A 17,021-nucleotide genomic window follows, 5' to 3' on the forward strand; every position below is an offset into this window, starting at 1 on the left:
TAATAGGTTATAATGGATAAAATTGCAAAAGATTGCCGCAAAAAAGAGGTGGACAAGCTATGGAAAGCAATTTTGCTTTTTTGGAGAAAGATTTTCCTGTACTGGCTAAGCTCGGAAAAACAGCGGAAGCGTATCTCTATTCAGATTCCAATTCCTGTCTGATAAAACTGGGCATTATTGGCGAAACTATTGTTAATCTGATGTTTACCTATGACAAAATTGCTCTGCCCAGGGAAAATTCTGCAGTTGAGCGGATTAACGTCCTGGCCTGGGAAGGGCTGTTGACCAAGGATCTGGTCGGTATCCTCCATGCGCTGCGCAAGATTCGGAACAAGGCCGCCCACGATAATTATGAGTCTGTTTCCGACGGCAAGGCGTTGCTTCAAATGGCGCACAGCTTGTGTGAGTGGTTCATGCAGACCTATGGAGATTGGAGCTATCAAAGCCAGAAATTTGTGATGCCCTCCGAGCGGGAGCAGATTCCTCCGGCAGACAAAGCGGCGGAGGGACAGGAGGAAAAACGACTGGCAGAGCAGGCGGAGCAGGCCGCAGCCGTAGCCGCCCCAGTCGCAAAGGCTATCCGACGCCAACAGGCTAGCCGGGCAGCCAATCAGCGGCAGAAGTCAGAGGCAGAGACCCGCTACCTCATCGACCATCAGCTGCGCCAAGTTGGGTGGGAGGCCAACACCGAAAATATCCGGTACTCCAAAGGTGCCCGGCCAGTTAAGGGTCGGAATCTTGCCATTGCAGAATGGCCCACAGATTCTACCGCTGGGAACTATGGGCGGGTAGATTATGCGCTGTTCGTCGGATTGCAATTTGTAGGCGTTATTGAGGCTAAAGCAGAACATAAGGACATTCCCTCTGTTTTGGACTATCAGGGGAAGGACTACCCACGCTGTATCCGGAAAGAGGACGCCCCCTATCAGATTGGAATTTGGGGAAATTATAAGGTTCCTTTTACCTTCGCCACCAATGGCCGCCCCTATTTGGAGCAGATGAAAACCAAGTCCGGTATCTGGTTTTTGGATTTACGCCGTCCCTCCAACGCTCCGAAAGCTCTGCGGGGCTGGATCAGCCCAGAGGGAATTATGGAACTTTTGGGGAAAAATATAGAAGCAGGCAATCAGGCTTTACAGTCCATGCCCTACAAGCTCTTGCAGGATAAGGACGGACTAAATCTGCGCAATTATCAGCTAAAGGCGATCCAGGCGGCGGAACAGGCAGTTGTTGACGGGAAACGTACCGTCCTTCTGGCTATGGCCACCGGAACCGGAAAGACACGGACGGTGCTGGGCCTGATTTACCGTTTCCTGGAGACAAAGCGTTTCCGCCGGATTCTGTTCCTTGTGGATCGGACAGCTCTGGGAGAGCAGGCTCAGGACGTGTTCAAGGAAGTCAAGCTGGCCGAACTGATGACCCTGGATGAACTTTATAACATCAAGGGCTTGCAGGACAAGACCATCGACCGGGAAACTCGTGTTCAGATTGCCACGGTTCAGGGAATGGTCAAGCGCATCCTGTATAACGATGGGGAAACCATGCCCGCCATTACCGACTATGATCTCATCATTGTGGACGAGGCCCACCGGGGCTACCTCCTGGACCGGGAGATGGGAGATACCGAGACCCTCTACATGGACCAGCGGGACTACCAGAGCAAATATCGGGCTGTGATTGAGTATTTCGATGCAGTGAAAATCGCTCTGACGGCGACGCCTGCCCTTCAGACTACCGAAATCTTTGGTCAGCCAGTGTTCAAGTATACATACCGCGAGGCAGTGATCGAGGGCTTTCTGGTGGATCACGACGCTCCCCATAACCTTCATACCAAGCTGCGGGACGAGGGCATCCATTACGATGCGGGGGATACCCTGATGGTTTTGGACCCGCTCACCGGCGAGATTACCAACAGCGAGCAGCTGGAGGACGAGCTGGACTTTGAGATTGAGGATTTCAACCGTAAAATTGTCAATGAAAACTTCAACCGCACGGTTTTGGAGGAGATTGCCCGAGACATTGATCCGGAAAATGTGGATGAGCAAGGGAAGACTCTGATTTATGCGGTGAACGACGCCCATGCTGACATGATCGTGGATATTTTGAAAAACATCTACGCTGAACAGGATGTGGACAACGATGCGATGATGAAAATTACCGGCAGCGTGGGCGGGGGGGACCCAAAAAAGGTGCGGGACGCCATCAAACGTTTTAAGAACGAACGGTTCCCCAGCGTCGCGGTCACGGTGGACCTGTTGACCACCGGGATCGACGTGCCGGAAATCACAACGCTGGTCTTTATGCGGCGGGTCAAGTCCCGTATTCTGTTCGAGCAGATGTTGGGCCGGGCGACCCGGCTGTGTCCCAAAATTCACAAAACCCACTTTGAAATCTACGACCCGGTCGGGGTGTATGAGTCGCTGGACCCAGTGAACACCATGAAGCCCGTGGCGGCCAATCCGGCTATAACTTATCCTCAACTGCTGGACGGGCTGGAGGAGATGGAGGACGAGAGCCACATCAGAAACCAGGTCAATCAGATTACCGCTAAATTACAGCGGCAAAAAGGCAGACTGAGCGGCCAGACCTTGGAGCATTTCATCAGCATGACCGGAGGAAAGGACCCGTCTCAGTTCATTGACGACCTGCTCCAGAAGAGTCCGGAGGAGGCCAAACGCTGCCTTTTAGACCATCGTGACTTGTTCAGCCTGCTTCAGGGAGAGCGGAGCGGAGGTGGTAGGCCGGTTGTGATCTCTGACGCGGAGGATGAATTGGTCAGCCATACCCGGGGCTATGGGGGCGGGAGTCGCCCAGAGGACTATTTGGACGCTTTCTCAGACTATGTGCAGGCCAATATGAATGAGATCGCCGCGCTGCATATTGTCTGTACTCGCCCGAGAGATTTGACCCGGGAAAGCCTGAAAAGTCTGCGCTTGACATTGGATCGGGAGGGCTTTACCGTTCAGCAGCTCAATACGGCCATTTCCGAACTGACCAACGAGGAGATTGCTGCCGACATCATCAGCCTCATCCGCCGGTACGCCATCGGTGCGGAGCTCATCAGCCATGAGGCTCGTATCCGTAGGGCAGTGGACAAGCTGAAAAAGGCCCACAATTTTACCCAGGCGGAGCTAAACTGGCTGTCCAAGATGGAGAAATATCTGATGGAGGAATCCGTCTTGAATGTTACCGTTTTTGATGAAGACAGCCGTTTTAAAAGTGTCGGCGGGTTTGTAAAGATCAATAAAGTGTTCCAAAATCGGCTGGAAAGTGTTGTGCTGGAACTGAATGAATACCTGTACGACGATGGGGGGAGAATCGCATGACCACTCAGGAAATCGTATCAAAACTATGGAACCTGTGCAATGTGCTGCGTGACGATGGCATTACCTATCACCAGTATGTCACAGAGCTGACCTACATCCTGTTTCTGAAGATGGCCAAGGAGACTGGGGCAGAGGAGCAGATTCCAGATGTTTACCGCTGGGACCAGCTTACTGTTAAGAGCGGTCTGGAGTTGAAAAAGTTCTATAAAGACCTGCTATCCCACCTAGGGGAGAACGGGACAGGTCGTGTCCGGGAGATTTACCAAGGGGCGTCCACCAACATTGATGAGCCCAAGAATTTGGAAAAGATTATCACCACTATCGACGGTCTGGACTGGTACTCCGCCCGAGAGGAGGGACTGGGCAACCTCTATGAGGGCCTGCTGGAGAAGAACGCTAACGAGAAGAAATCTGGAGCGGGGCAGTACTTCACACCCCGGGTACTCATTGATGTGATGACCCGCTTGATGAAGCCCCAGCCCGGCGAACGGTGCAACGACCCCGCCTGCGGCACGTTCGGCTTTATGATAGCGGCCTATCGGTATGTGAAAGAACAAACTGACGACTTCTTTGACCTGGACGCAGACACCGCAAAGTTTGAAAAGGGAGATGCCTTTACAGGCTGTGAGCTGGTCCACGACACCCACCGGCTGGCCCTGATGAACGCTATGCTCCACGACATGGGCGGGCAAATCCTGCTGGGGGATACCCTGTCCAACTTCGGCAAGCAGATGTCCGGCTTTGACCTGGTGCTGACCAATCCCCCCTTCGGCACCAAAAAGGGCGGCGAGCGTGCCACCCGGGACGACTTCACCTACTCCACCAGCAATAAGCAACTCAATTTCCTCCAGCACATCTACCGCAGCCTGCGGACCAACGGGAAAGCCAGGGCCGCTGTGGTGCTGCCGGACAACGTGCTCTTTGCCGACGGAGATGGGGAGAAAATCCGGGTGGACCTGATGGACAAGTGTAACTTACATACCGTCCTGCGCCTGCCCACCGGCATTTTCTACGCCCAGGGCGTTAAAACCAACGTGCTGTTTTTCACCCGGGGCCGTACCGATAAGGACAACACCAAGGAGGTCTGGTTCTATGATCTTCGTACCAATATGCCCTCCTTCGGTAAGACAACCCCGCTGAAAACGGAGCATTTCGCAGACTTTGAGGCGGCGTTTGAGGCCGCAGACCGCCAGGCTGTGCAGGATGAGCGGTGGAGCGTGTTCACCAGGGAGCAGATTGCCCAGAAGGGCAACAGCCTGGATTTGGGTTTGATACGGGATGATTCTGTGGTTGACTATGATGATTTGCCCGACCCGATTGAGAGCGGCGAGGAGGCCATTGCGCAGCTGGAAGAGGCGGTGGACCTCTTGCAAAGTGTGGTGAATGAGCTGAAGGCCCTGTCGGAGGTGGAGTGATGGCAAGGGGGAAAAAGGCGGCAAAAGAACTATCGCCAGAAGAAAAACTGCAACAAGCCCTTGTGCCGGCAGAGGAGCAACCGTATCCGATTCCTGGGAATTGGTGCTGGATTCATTTACTCACTTCGTTTGAAAACCATACTGATAGTAAGAAGAAGGTACAAAGTAAAAAATATTTAAAAAATGGGAAATTAGCCATAGTTGACCAAGGGCAAGAATTAGTCGGTGGTTATACAGATGATGAGAGTATGTCTTATTCAGGAGAATTACCTGTTATTATTTTTGGAGATCATACAAGATGCATAAAGTACATTGATTTTCCTTTCTCACAAGGTGCAGATAGTGTGAAAGTTTTGTCACCTAAAACATTCTATGATACAAGAGCCTTCTTTTTTGCGTTACAGTCTGTAGAAATCCCTAACATGGGATACAGGCGACACTATCCGCTATTTCCGCAATTTAGTATTCCCGTTCCGCCTCTTTCCGAGCAACACCGTATTGTCTCTCGCATAGAAAGCCTGTTTGCCAAGCTGGATGAGGCGAAGGAAAAGGCCCAAGCGGTTGTAGACAGCTTTGAACTGCGGAAGTCCGCCATTCTGCATAAGGCGTTTACGGGGGAGCTGACGGAGCGGTGGAGAAAAGAGTATGGGGTGGGGATGGAGAGCTGGAAACGTTGTACTGTTGGTAGTGTATGTAATGATGTTAAGGTTGGAATTGTTATTAAGCCTTCCCAATATTACACTGACAAAAATGAGGGAACACCGGCTTTCAGATCTGCAAATGTTAGAGAATATAGAATAGATGATTTTGATTGGGTATATCTAAACGAAGAAGGCATGGTTAACAACAAAAGAAGCATTGTCCATACGGGTGATGTTTTAGTCGTTCGCTCAGGTAATCCGGGTACAGCTTGTGTTGTGTCCGAAAAGTTTGATGGTTACAATGCTATAGATATTTTAATTGCGGTTCCGAATCAAGAACTTATTTTACCTAACTATCTTTGCCTGTTTACCAATTCGCCATTAGGGAAGCAATCAGTTACAGAGGGCAAGCGGGGCATGGCCTTAGCCCACTTTAACGTGAAGGGATATTCAAAGGTCCAACTGAATGTGCCTCCGATTTCTGAACAGGAAAAAATTGTTCATACGCTTAATGAGTCTTTAGGCAAAGAACAACAAGCCAAAGAAGCCGCCGAAGCCGCCCTTGCTCAAATCGAACTCATTAAAAAATCCATCCTGGCCCGTGCGTTCCGGGGCGAGCTGGGGACGAATGATCCAGCGGAGGAATGGGCGGGGGAATTGGTGAAAAAGGCATTATAAGGAGATATTATGGAAGAAGAGAAAAAGATATGCCCAGTTTGCGGCACAGAAGTCCCGAGCAGTTATAACCATGACCTATATTTGACTTTTTATCGTTGCCCCGTATGTGGTCAATATCAGCTTGACATTTATTGGAAAGAGCAAGGCTTTAACATGAACCATCTTGCAGCTTTTCTGGCACATAATGCTTACCCTGCAAGTGATTTTGAACAGCGATATTATACGACAGCAAGCAGAGAAGTCTGTGACGAACTACAGAAAGAGGGAAAGGGCCACCCTGTACATATAGATTCTGAAATCGTAGAGGCATGGTATCCAAGGAGTTTTGCAGAAAAGATAGACCTGGTTTTACTGTATCTGCATAAACACGCGCCACACATTGGGCAAACCATTCACTTTACACCGCAAACGCTTTACAGTTTTCTTTTCATAGACAGATATGATTTTGTGAATGGACAATATGTTTCAAGAAAAGGTGATACATTAGAAGCTGAAGCTAGGTTCATTATCAGTTGTCTGATACAGCAAGGACTTATTGCGGATAGAGGAAAACAACCATTTGCTGCAGCCCAACTATTTACGCTTACGCCTTATGGATACGCCAGAATTGATGAGATTCAAAGATACACGGCAAGTGGCAGAAATGTTCTTGTTGCTATGCAATTTGGAGATGAGACAAGGCCGTTGCGGGAGGCTATCCGCAAGGGAATTGAATCAGCAGAATACCACGCCATTTTTATTGACGAGGTTCAGCACAATGATTTTATTACACCAGAACTCTTGAAGTATATTAGGGATAGCAAATTCGTTGTGGTTGACCTGACACATCAGAACAATGGTGCCTACTTCGAGGAAGGATATTCTATGGGTTTAGGGAAACCTGTCATTCAGTTGTGCAAACAAGGGGTAAAGCTCCATTTTGATATAGCACAGAAAAATACGATTATGTGGGAGACAGAAGATGACATTCCCGAATTACTTCAGAAGCGGATCATTGCAACGATTGAGTAATCTTCTCTGATGAAGAAGGAAATCACTCAGCTTTTTAGCCTTTTTAGTGAGGGACAGTTAGCTAAGCAAACCGACGAAGCTGTCCTGTCTTAGATTGACACCATGAAAAAGGTAATCTTAGTCCGTGTGCTCTGTGGTGAACTGGGGAGGAATGAGCCGGGCGAGGAGAGCTCGGTAGAGATGATAGAGAGAATTTTAACTGTGTAATATTGTTGATACAAAAAGGAGATTCTTATGACAGAAAAAGAACTAGAAAAGGTTTATCTCTCTCGCCCCTTTAAAACGCGTAATGCTGATGAATATGATTTAGAGAATGTTTTGGACTTATTTATTGATCCTACTGATGGACTGATTGGTCCATTTGAATTTTCTAATAGTATCATTAAAGGAAAAATGGGATCGGGAAAAACGATGTATTTACGGGCAAATTATGCATATTATTTGTATATACTTGTTCCATGCTTATTAGATTCGAGTCCTGTTGTTTTACCAGTATATATTAGGCTTAGTGATTTTCAAAATATGCACAATTCAGAAAATATATATTATGCTATAATAGTTAAAATTATTGAAGAAATAGTTTCTATTTGTAAACATTTACAGTCTACAGATGAACTTTATAGGCTACATACGGGAGCGTGTACAATATGCAGTCTTTGGTCGACTGACAAAGAACTTTTACAGATACTTGAGAAACTAAGAAAATTAACTGCAGATGAATATATCGAAAAAGTATCTAAAAGTTTTACGACTGAAGGTAGTATTACAGCCTCTTTTGTGGAACTTTGTACAAATTATGAGTCATCAGATGTTTGTGAAATGAAGCGTAGGGATAAACCCTCTTTCCAAAATGTGGTGGATACGTGCCAGCGACTTTTGAGTCCTTTCAGTGGAAAGTTACTGATCCTTTTTGATGAGGTTGGGTCAATAGACAAAAACTTTTTCAAGAATACTGACGTAGGTGATTCATTTTTTGAAACTCTAATGAATCAACTACGTACGCTTCCCTATGTTCGGACAAAACTTGCAGTTTACCCACATTCTTATTCTGATATTCTTAAAGAAACTCGTTATGGAGATATTATTGAATTAGAATGTGATGTATCGAATAATAATGTTCAATTTCAAAACTTTATGATAAAAACTGTTTCGTTAATTGAACGATATATTGAAAAATCTTATGGAGAAAAATGTCATGCCGAAGATGTTTTTAAGATATCTAGAGAAGATCAAATTCTTATTGAGCAATTAATTAACGCTTCTGAAGGAAATATGCGTAGATTGGTTCATTTATTAGACTCTTCTATGACCTATGCATATTCACGCTGCCATGGAACAGACCGAATTACTGTAGAGGATGTTTTAGAATCCTTGGCAAGGCAAGGATCTGAAATGGAGGGGCAGTATCAAGATTCAGATAAAGAATTTCTTGGGCGTTTAGCAAAAGTTTGCCGGAGTAGGTCTACTTATAAATTTACCTTTCCAAACAAATCAACTATTGTAAATAAATATACAAGTTTATCAGAAGAATACAATGTTATCAATATTAGGCAGGCCGGGAGTGGTCGTCAAAGCACAGTATATGGATTTGACTATGCATACTGTATCTACAAAGATATTCCAACACATTATGTTAAAGATTCTGAGAAAATAGACAAATCACGTAGTTCAGTTTTGGGAGAACCAATTAAGCGCGTAGCTCAACTATCAGATGAAATACTTATTCAATCTGAATTAAGAGGAAAAATTGAAGGGAGAATCACCTATCTTGACAAAGCATCCCTCAATGGTTTTGTAGAAGGTTCTGATAACCAGTCATATTTTATAACAACAGATGCAGTAATAGCATCTGGTAAAAAAGTGCGGTTTCATGTCGGAGATCGAGTCCGTTTCATCCCGTCAAAACTGAATAACACTACTTTAACTGCACGCGAAGTAGAGATTTTATGAATGCTAGTAATAACTGTAGGACACTTGACATCTGTACCAGAATAATCTATTATTTAACTATCAAAGATTGCGTATATGCAAATTCGATTTGGACAATAGATCGGATTTGTAGAAACGAAAACAATTTTTGATACGCCAGCTTGCCACCCGGCGTTATGAGCGGGCCATAAGTGCATCCGGGAATTATGGATGGGCTGTGCATGAGGAATGAGGGCAGCTTTCGTGGGAAAGCATATATTGCCCAGCGGAGCAGAGGACATGCAGGGAGGCGTACCCTGCTAAGGTGTTTTCTGGTCAACTCCGCTTTTACTAGAATTGCCCGAATTGCGTCAGAAATGATGACCAGTTGCCGAATGTAAAACGCTTGTCCTGGCGGATGATGGGCGGGCGTGAGCGTTTCCGTATGATCCACGGAATGAGGAGGAGCGAGTCCGCCTATCGTTGGCACACAGCGACGCGGCTGTGAGGTTGCTGATGATACGAAGGAAGTATGGGGGAAAGGGGGAATTATACCCTTTTCCAGAAATCAAAAAATGTATAGCGTTGAATGCTAAGATTTTGAAAGAGTGCAGCTCATTGAGAGAGCTGTGCTCTTTCTGTTTCACATGACATTTATTCCTGATGTCGGGGGTAGTTCCTATCCACCGGCAATCTTCTCCAGGGAGGTGATGCGTATGACATATTCTTTTGCGCTCTTTACCTATGGCATATTTCCCTTATTCATGTCTATCACCTCCGGCAGCGGGACTTATATATAAATTGAAGCTATATGGTATGATTTTGCGGAGAGGACAGGCCTATGGCCTATTCCGCAACCAAACCAGCTAAAACAGCACCTTTCAAAGATTATCTAAATTACTATATGGATCGAGTGGGCTTGAGCCAAAACAGGTTGGCTGTCTGCGCCAGGATCAATCAGTCGCGTCTGAACAAGATTTATAATGGGGCAATCAAGAATGTCGGTGTTGATACCCTTGTCTGTATTTGTCTGGCCCTTGGACTGAATGAGGATGAAACTTGTGACCTGCTTGCGCGCCAGGAGAGAGCATTCTCACCAGCGGAACCGGCTCATCAGGCCTACTTGGAATTGATTCGGATTTATTCCAAGAAAGAGATCATTTATGATACAACTCCTCAAAATTTATCAACGATTTTGGAGTATGCGGATGCGTATCTAAGAGAAAGAAAGTTTACAGAACTGCCCAACGCAAATCTGGACTAAAAAGAGAGACAGGCGGAGAACGAAATTATTCCTTTTTGGAATAGGTTTTGTTCTCCGCCTTTTGCTATGATGGCCATGCAGTCGAGATTGCAGAGGTAATTGGCCGACGCCGCGACAAATCATCATTTTGGAGGAATTATTATGTTGAATATCCGAGACCTGCGCATTGATCCTGCATCACTGGGTGCCAAGAAACTGTTGGTGGACATTGCACCTGCCTACGAGTATAAAGACGGAAAGAGGACGGATACGCTGACCGGCTACCGCTATGTCGTTGCCTTGCCGGAGCACGCCCTGGAAAAGCTGAGCGTCAAAATTGACGGCAAGCAGCTGATGGACAAGCCGGATGGCTTCGCAGAGGTGGAGTTCTCCGGCCTGGAAGTCGGTGTCTACGAGACCAAGGAAGGGGTGCGTTTTACCGCAAAAGCCACCGGGATCGCTCTGGTCAATCGCAAAGCATGACACAAAGGCGGCGCGGTGGGGCAGACGGGGGTAGACAGCTCGCCTTTTGGGGAGATGTCCCCCGGCGGTCACGCCGCGCTGCCCTCGCTCGCATGGGTAGTATTACCCATGCGAGCGGAGTAGCAGTAGCAAAAGGAGAAAACAACTATGCCAGAGAATATGAATACACAGTCCAGAAAATGGATGATAACCATCAACAATCCACAAACCTGTGGTCTGGATCACCACCGTATCCTCGAATTGTTGCAGCTGTTTCGCCCTGACTACTTCTGTCTGGCCGATGAAATTGCCAGTACTGGAACCTATCATACACATATTTTTCTGTACTCACATTCTCCGATGCGGTTTGGAACTGTCAAACGCCGGTTTCCTCCCGCCCATATCGACAGGGCTAATGGGACGGCCCAGGAAAATCGAGATTATATCCGCAAAGAGGGCAAGTGGGCGGAGACCGCAAAAGCCGAGACAAGAGTGGATGGAAGTTTTGTGGAATTTGGTTCCATGCCAACTCCTGCAGAAGAGAGCGCCCCTAAGATGTTTCAGCTGCTCCAGGATGTGACGGATGGTTTTACTACTGTGGAGATCATTAAAAACAATCCCGGATTTGCGTTTAAGGGCAGGGATATTGATAGCTTGCGGGAGAGCTTGCAATCAGAGCGGTATCGTACAGAAAGCCGGGAGCTGAAAGTCCACTATCTATATGGAGATACTGGGACCGGCAAGACCCGAGGAATTTTCGCCAAACACCCAGTAGCGGAGATTTGCCGCCTGACTGATTACGGAGGTAGGACAGGACTACGGTTTGACGCCTATCACGGGCAAAAAGTACTTGTTTTTGAAGAATTTCATTCTCAGGTTCCCATTGAAGCTATGCTCAACTATCTGGATGTTTATCCGTTGATGTTGCCGGCGAGGTACAATGACCGGGTTGCCTGTTATACTGTGGTCTATATTACCTCCAACATTCCATTGGATGAGCAGTACCAGGATATTCAGCGGTACAAGCTGGAAACTTGGAGGGCGTTCTTGCGGAGGATCAATACCGTGACCGAGTATCGGCGGGGGCTGCCGCCCAGGGAGGTGCCTCATGACGAAAGATGAGAAGTTCAAACTGAAACGAAGAAATCAATACCGACTGCTTTTTAGAAAGCTTTTTGGAGGAGAGAATGGTTCACTGAAATTACTGCTGCTCATTTCCTATTTTTTGGGAGCGATGTGGGTATGGAGCAAGCAAAAAACGCTGATTGTTTTTGCTGAGAGTATGGAGCTGATTTCTCCGATTTTCCAAACACTGTTGACCCATAGTATCCACGCTTATCTGGTGGTGGGCGGTATCCTCTTAACGGGTTTTGCGGTATATCCGTTTGGCCGAAAAGCGGCGCAGGATCAACTGCAAAGTATCGGTTTGGTCAACCACGCCGGGATGGTTCCGATTCTTCAAAGAAAGTATTCTGATAGAACAAATCCACATATCTCAATCTGGGAATTTCTCAATCAGGGAATCCCATTGGATATATGGGAGAGTAAACGAACCGCTATTGAAGCCGCTCTGGATATTACAATTATAAGGATGAAATATGGCAAAAGAAAAAGTCACATTTTGCTTTATACAGTTTCCGCCCAAAATGATTTGCCAGAGCTGCGGAGATGGAAAGACAGCTATTTGTCCTCTGATAACTTTGTCTTGACACTGGGAGAAGGATTTGTGGGGCCGGTAACAGTCAATTTGGCAAGTATTCCGCATATTTTGCTGGGCGGGGCCACTGGAAGCGGCAAAAGTGTTTTGCTGAAACTTTTGCTTATGCAGGCGCTTCGCAAGGGGGCGGAGGTCAGCATAGCCGATTTTAAGGGCGGCGTAGACTTTCCACCAGTCTGGCACAAAAAGTGCCGAATGTGCTTTGATGAGCAGGAACTGCTGGCCTTTCTGACAAAGCTGGTAGAGGAACTGCACCGCCGCAAAAAGCTCTTTGCTTCTGCCGGGCTGCCCAATATAGACCAATACAACACAGAAACAGGTGTAAACCTGCACAGACTGATTTTTGCCTGTGACGAGGTAGCCGAGATGCTGGATCGAACCGGGCTGAGTAAGGAGCAGAAAGAATTGGTAAATCAGATTGAAAGCCGGCTGGCGACCGTAGCCCGATTGGGCCGAGCGTTCGGTATTCATCTGATCCTTTCCACTCAACGCCCGGATGCCAACCTGATTAGCGGGCAAATCCGCAACAACTTAAACTGTCGTATCTGCGGCAGAGCGGACAACATTTTATCTCAACTGATTTTAGACAATACAGACGCCGCAAATCAAATTCCCAAAGATGCTAAGGGGCGGTTTATGCTCCATGACGGGACAGTTTTTCAAGGATACCTGTTTGATGAAAAAAATATTTGAACAATGAGTCGGAATAGTGGACAAGCTGCCACGAATATTTTGATTTAGAAAGCGGAGAGATGACGATGAAACTACGGTTTGAATATCGCAAAAAGAAGGTGGTGGGCACCTATGGCAACTGCATATTGTACAGAAGCCCACGAACGGTGTTATCACAGCCGGACTATCTTAATAGAGAACGCAACACCGGTATATCGTCGGGAGGAACGGGAGGCCGTTAAAAAAGCCATTGAAGAACAGCTTTACGACATTTTCTGTAAATATGTGTCAAGTTAGGTCTTGAGTTGTCGGAGCTGCGCCCTTATAATATAGGGGTTAGCAGCTCCGCTTCTTTTTGCGAAGAAGGGGAGTGAACCTTATCGACGCAATCTATACGAGACAATCAGTTGACCGGGTTGACAGCATATCGGTAGAAAGCCAGGTCGAATTTTGCAAGAGGGAAGTGATAGGGGAAGACATCAAGGTATATACAGACAAAGGTTACAGCGGAAAGAATACAGACCGGCCGGCCTTTCAAGAGATGATGGCTGACATTACCGCCGGGAAGATCCGCCGGGTGATTGTGTATCGCCTGGACCGGATCAGCCGTTCTGTCCTGGATTTTGCCAGTGTCATCGACGTGTTCCAGAAGCATGGAGTAGATTTTGTCAGTACCATGGAGAAGTTCGACACAGGTACGCCCATTGGCAAAGCTATGCTGATGATCGTGATGATCTTTGCTCAGTTGGAGCGGGAAACCATCCAACAGCGAGTTATTGATGCCTACAGCTCCCGTAGTAAGCGAGGCTTCTACATGGGCGGTAAGGTGCCATATGGGTTTCGCCTAAAAGAAACAGTCATTGATGGAATACGAACAAAAATGTATGAGCCAGTTCTGGAAGAAACCGCAGTTATTGAGCAGATTTTCTCCAAGTATGCTCAACCTCAGACCTCATTCGGCGACATTGTGCGTTGGCTGGATGAACGGCAGGTCAAGAAGCGGAATGGGGAGCCGTTTTCCCGCAGCCGTATTCGTGATTTGGTTGTTAATCCAGTCTATGTCCGAGCGGACTACCGCCTCTACGAGTTCTATAAGGCTCAGGGGACCATCATCGAAAACCGGCCAGAGGACTTTATTGGAACGAACGGTGCCTATCTCTACTCTGGAAACGAGGGGAAACGCAAGACGGTATCCTTGCAAGGGCATACTTTGGTGCTCGCACCCCATGAGGGGTTAATCCCCTCTGATATCTGGATCAAATGCCGCAGTAAATGCCTGAGCAATACCAGGCTGGCAAAACCAATCAAGGCTAAAGCAACATGGCTGGCGGGCAAGGTTAAATGCGCTCACTGCGGGTATGCGCTTTCCGCAAAAGTGTATCACTGCAAAACAAAGGCCGACAACCGCTATTATCTCTGCAACAACAAGTACAACACCGGCGGGTGTAACTTCGGCTCTCTGGATGCGGATCTGGTGGACGAAATCGTGTTTGAGGAAATGCGGAAGAAGCTGGCCGAGTTTAACACACTGACCAAGCAGAAGCAGGAGAGCTGTGACCTACAGACAATCAAGTTGAAAACCCGGATAGAAGTGATTGACCAGGAAATCGGTTCGTTGCTGGATAAAATTCCGCTGGCAAATGGAGCTGTTATGGAGTATATCAACAACCGTGTGGCTGTCTTGGATGCTGAAAAAAAGGAGCTGTACGCTGAAATCGTACGGCTCACAGAGGGCAAAGGATATAGCCTGGAGAAAATTACAGGATACCTGGATAATTGGGAAGAAATCTCCATGGGCGACAAGCTAACCGTTGTGGACAGCCTGATAGAAAATATTTATGCTTCACAGGAAAAAATCAAAATAAACTGGAAAATATAAATCGCAAATCCATTCGTTTCTGTTTGTAATGGTTCGCCGAAGCGCTGGAAGTGGACGATCTCCCGCTCCCGCAGGAAGCGGATGACGTTGTTCACATCTGGATCGTCAGACAACCGCAGAATGTTGTCATAGGTGAGTCGGGCCTTCTGCTCGGCTGCCAGGTCCTCAGTCAGGTCGGCGATAACGTCGCCGGTGGACTGTATGGACCCGGCGCTCCAGGGGAAGCCGGAGGCGGCGGTAGGGTAGACGCCGGTAGTATGATCCACAAAGTAGGGGGCGAAGGCGGGATTGGCCTGAATCTCCTCATCTGTGAGGTTCCGGGTCAGTTGGTGGACAACGGCTGCCACCATCTCCATATGGCCCAGCTCCTCTGTGCCGATGTCGGTAAGCAGGCCTTTGGCCTCGGCGTAGGGCATGGAGTAACGCTGGGACAGATAGCGCATAGAGGCACCCAGCTCGCCGTCAGGACCACCGTACTGACTGATGATAAAGGCGGCCAGCTTGGGGTTTGGTGTCGCGATTTTCACCGGAAATTGGAGCTTTTTTTCATAGTGGAACATTTATTTCACCTCATTCTGCGCATAATTCCAGGGCCATGGGTCACTGAGCCATTTATAGCTGCTGCTGGCGGCGGCAGTCTCCTTTGTGATGGGGCCATATTTGGACTCATAGGCCGCCTTGGCCGCCTTCTCCATAGCGGAGAACTGCTTGAACAGATTGAAGGCTTCAGTGTCGTCTTTGTGGGTGTCCAGGTACAGGTTCAGCTCCAGCACCACAAACTCCAGAGCCTGGAGCTCAGCCAGAGGTGTGTCAGGCAGGGTGGAGCCCTCCACCGCCAGACGGAAGGGCAGGTTCAGGCCAGGAAACAGCGTACCGTTGCTCAAGGCCTCAGTCTGGGCGTACTTTTGAGGATTGTTCTGCTGGAAGGGCACATAGGGCACCGCCAGCCCCGCGCAGGACGGCAGGGTGCCGTTGGCATCCGGGCAGCTGGTCTGAGCCGGCTGAGTTCCGCCGGCGGCTCCATTGGCGGAAGCGTTGGACCGGGAGCCGTTGTTCGTTTCTATAAACAAGGGAAGATCCCTCCTTCATTCAATACAGGGGGACGGGTGCGGGGAGCGCAGGCGTCCCCCCTCAGTCCATTCTATGAGCGGATGCCGGGATAGGTACACGCATACCGGGCCGTCAGCCTCCATAGGATAGGGGGGAGGTGGTCACTGTGAAGAGAGGAATTTTATTGGCCGGAGCACTGCTGGGGACGCTGCTTCTGCTGGTACTGGCCCTGAGCCGGCTGAACAGCCTGATGGAGCCAGCTGCCAGTCCAGTGGCGCTCAGGAACACCAGGCCGCTGGTACTGGACGCAGGCCACGGCGGGGAGGACGGTGGCGCAGTGTCCCTCACTGGCGTGCCGGAAAGCCAGATCAACCTGGCAATCGTGCTGAAACTGCGGGATGTGCTGGGGCTGTACGGCGTGGACCCCGTCGTTCTGCGGGAGGAGGATGTCTCCCTCCACGATGAAAGCGCCGATACCCTGCGGGAGAAAAAGCGGTCTGACCTGAAAAACCGGGTGGCAGCCATAGAGGCGGTGGAGGGAGGAACTCTCCTCAGCATCCACCAAAATACCTATACCTCCAGCCGCTACCACGGCAGCCACGTCTTTTACGCCCCTACCGAGGGGTCCCAGGAGCTGGCGGAGCACTTTCAGAACAGCATAAAAGCTGCCCTCCAGCCTGAAAATGAGCGGGCTGTCAAGCGGATTCCCGATACAGTTTACATAATGAATCACGTCACCTGCCCCGCCGTCCTCATCGAGTGCGGGTTCCTCACCAATCCGGAGGAGGAGTCCCTGCTCCGAGACGAGGGCTACCAGCGCAGGCTGTCCGCCGTGGTTGCCGCCGCCTGGCTGACTGCCCCTTGAATCCGGGATGGTTCTGTGATAAAATCAGAACCATAAATCGGAATTTGAGGAGATATTTTATGTTTAATGAAATATGTATATATGAGGCAAAACTTACCAAGTTAGATGAAATTGAAGAACTAATGAGAGAAGTAGCAGAATTTTATTTGAACCA

General features: G+C 48.4%; 13 protein-coding genes. 11 read left to right on the plus strand and 2 right to left on the minus strand.

The window, feature by feature from the left end; all coding sequences use genetic code 11:
• The first annotated feature begins 59 nt into the window (after window positions 1–59).
• The 10 genes from hsdR to D1641_RS07615 all read left to right on the plus strand — a co-directional run bounded on the left by hsdR (window position 60) and on the right by D1641_RS07615 (window position 14,952).
• Window positions 60–3,326 (plus strand): type I restriction-modification system endonuclease, encoded by a 3,267-nt coding sequence (hsdR, locus tag D1641_RS07570; protein ID WP_160664287.1) that lies wholly within the window; start codon window positions 60–62, stop codon window positions 3,324–3,326.
• Window positions 3,323–4,741: an N-6 DNA methylase gene (locus D1641_RS07575; RefSeq protein ID WP_160664289.1), complete on the plus strand. Its 1,419-nt coding sequence runs from the start codon at window positions 3,323–3,325 to the stop codon at window positions 4,739–4,741. The genes hsdR and D1641_RS07575 overlap by 4 nt, the downstream gene beginning before the upstream one ends.
• On the plus strand, window positions 4,741–6,060 hold the full coding sequence (locus tag D1641_RS07580) for a restriction endonuclease subunit S (RefSeq protein WP_160664291.1): 1,320 nt from the start codon (window positions 4,741–4,743) through the stop codon (window positions 6,058–6,060). Before D1641_RS07575 ends, D1641_RS07580 begins: the two co-directional genes overlap by 1 nt.
• A gap of 9 nt (window positions 6,061–6,069) precedes the next feature.
• Window positions 6,070–7,071 carry a hypothetical protein gene (locus D1641_RS07585; protein WP_243149308.1) on the plus strand — a complete coding sequence of 334 codons (1,002 nt, stop codon included), beginning with the start codon at window positions 6,070–6,072 and terminating at the stop codon, window positions 7,069–7,071.
• A gap of 234 nt (window positions 7,072–7,305) precedes the next feature.
• Window positions 7,306–9,021, plus strand: coding sequence for a hypothetical protein (locus D1641_RS07590; protein ID WP_160664293.1), 1,716 nt, complete (start codon window positions 7,306–7,308; stop codon window positions 9,019–9,021).
• Between the two features lie 799 nt (window positions 9,022–9,820).
• Window positions 9,821–10,243, plus strand: a complete 423-nt coding sequence (locus D1641_RS07595; RefSeq protein WP_160664295.1) for a helix-turn-helix transcriptional regulator — start codon at window positions 9,821–9,823, stop codon at window positions 10,241–10,243.
• A 141-nt stretch (window positions 10,244–10,384) separates the two neighbouring features.
• Window positions 10,385–10,705 carry a hypothetical protein gene (locus D1641_RS07600; protein ID WP_160664297.1) on the plus strand — a complete coding sequence of 107 codons (321 nt, stop codon included), beginning with the start codon at window positions 10,385–10,387 and terminating at the stop codon, window positions 10,703–10,705.
• A gap of 147 nt (window positions 10,706–10,852) precedes the next feature.
• A complete protein-coding gene (locus tag D1641_RS07605) occupies window positions 10,853–11,806 on the plus strand; it encodes a viral replication protein (protein WP_243149309.1) in 954 nt (317 codons plus the stop codon).
• Window positions 11,793–13,094 (plus strand): FtsK/SpoIIIE domain-containing protein, encoded by a 1,302-nt coding sequence (locus D1641_RS07610; RefSeq protein WP_160664299.1) that lies wholly within the window; start codon window positions 11,793–11,795, stop codon window positions 13,092–13,094. Before D1641_RS07605 ends, D1641_RS07610 begins: the two co-directional genes overlap by 14 nt.
• A 349-nt stretch (window positions 13,095–13,443) precedes the next feature.
• The gene (locus D1641_RS07615; RefSeq protein ID WP_160664301.1) at window positions 13,444–14,952 is read left to right on the plus strand and encodes a recombinase family protein; all 1,509 of its coding nucleotides are present in this window, start codon (window positions 13,444–13,446) and stop codon (window positions 14,950–14,952) included.
• Here the strand turns inward: D1641_RS07615 and D1641_RS07620 are convergent.
• On the minus strand, window positions 14,910–15,512 hold the full coding sequence (locus tag D1641_RS07620) for a manganese catalase family protein (protein ID WP_160664303.1): 603 nt from the start codon (window positions 15,510–15,512) through the stop codon (window positions 14,910–14,912). The genes D1641_RS07615 and D1641_RS07620 overlap by 43 nt on opposite strands.
• Entirely contained in the window at window positions 15,513–16,022 is a 510-nt protein-coding gene (locus D1641_RS07625; RefSeq protein WP_243149310.1) for a spore coat protein CotJB, read from the minus strand. It abuts the gene before it with no gap.
• Between the two features lie 146 nt (window positions 16,023–16,168).
• Between D1641_RS07625 and D1641_RS07630 the strand changes: the two genes are divergently transcribed.
• Window positions 16,169–16,867, plus strand: coding sequence for an N-acetylmuramoyl-L-alanine amidase (locus D1641_RS07630; protein WP_347707399.1), 699 nt, complete (start codon window positions 16,169–16,171; stop codon window positions 16,865–16,867).
• The last annotated feature ends 154 nt before the right edge of the window (window positions 16,868–17,021 follow it).

Source organism: Colidextribacter sp. OB.20, assembly GCF_009911595.1.
GTDB lineage: Bacteria > Bacillota > Clostridia > Oscillospirales > Oscillospiraceae > Lawsonibacter.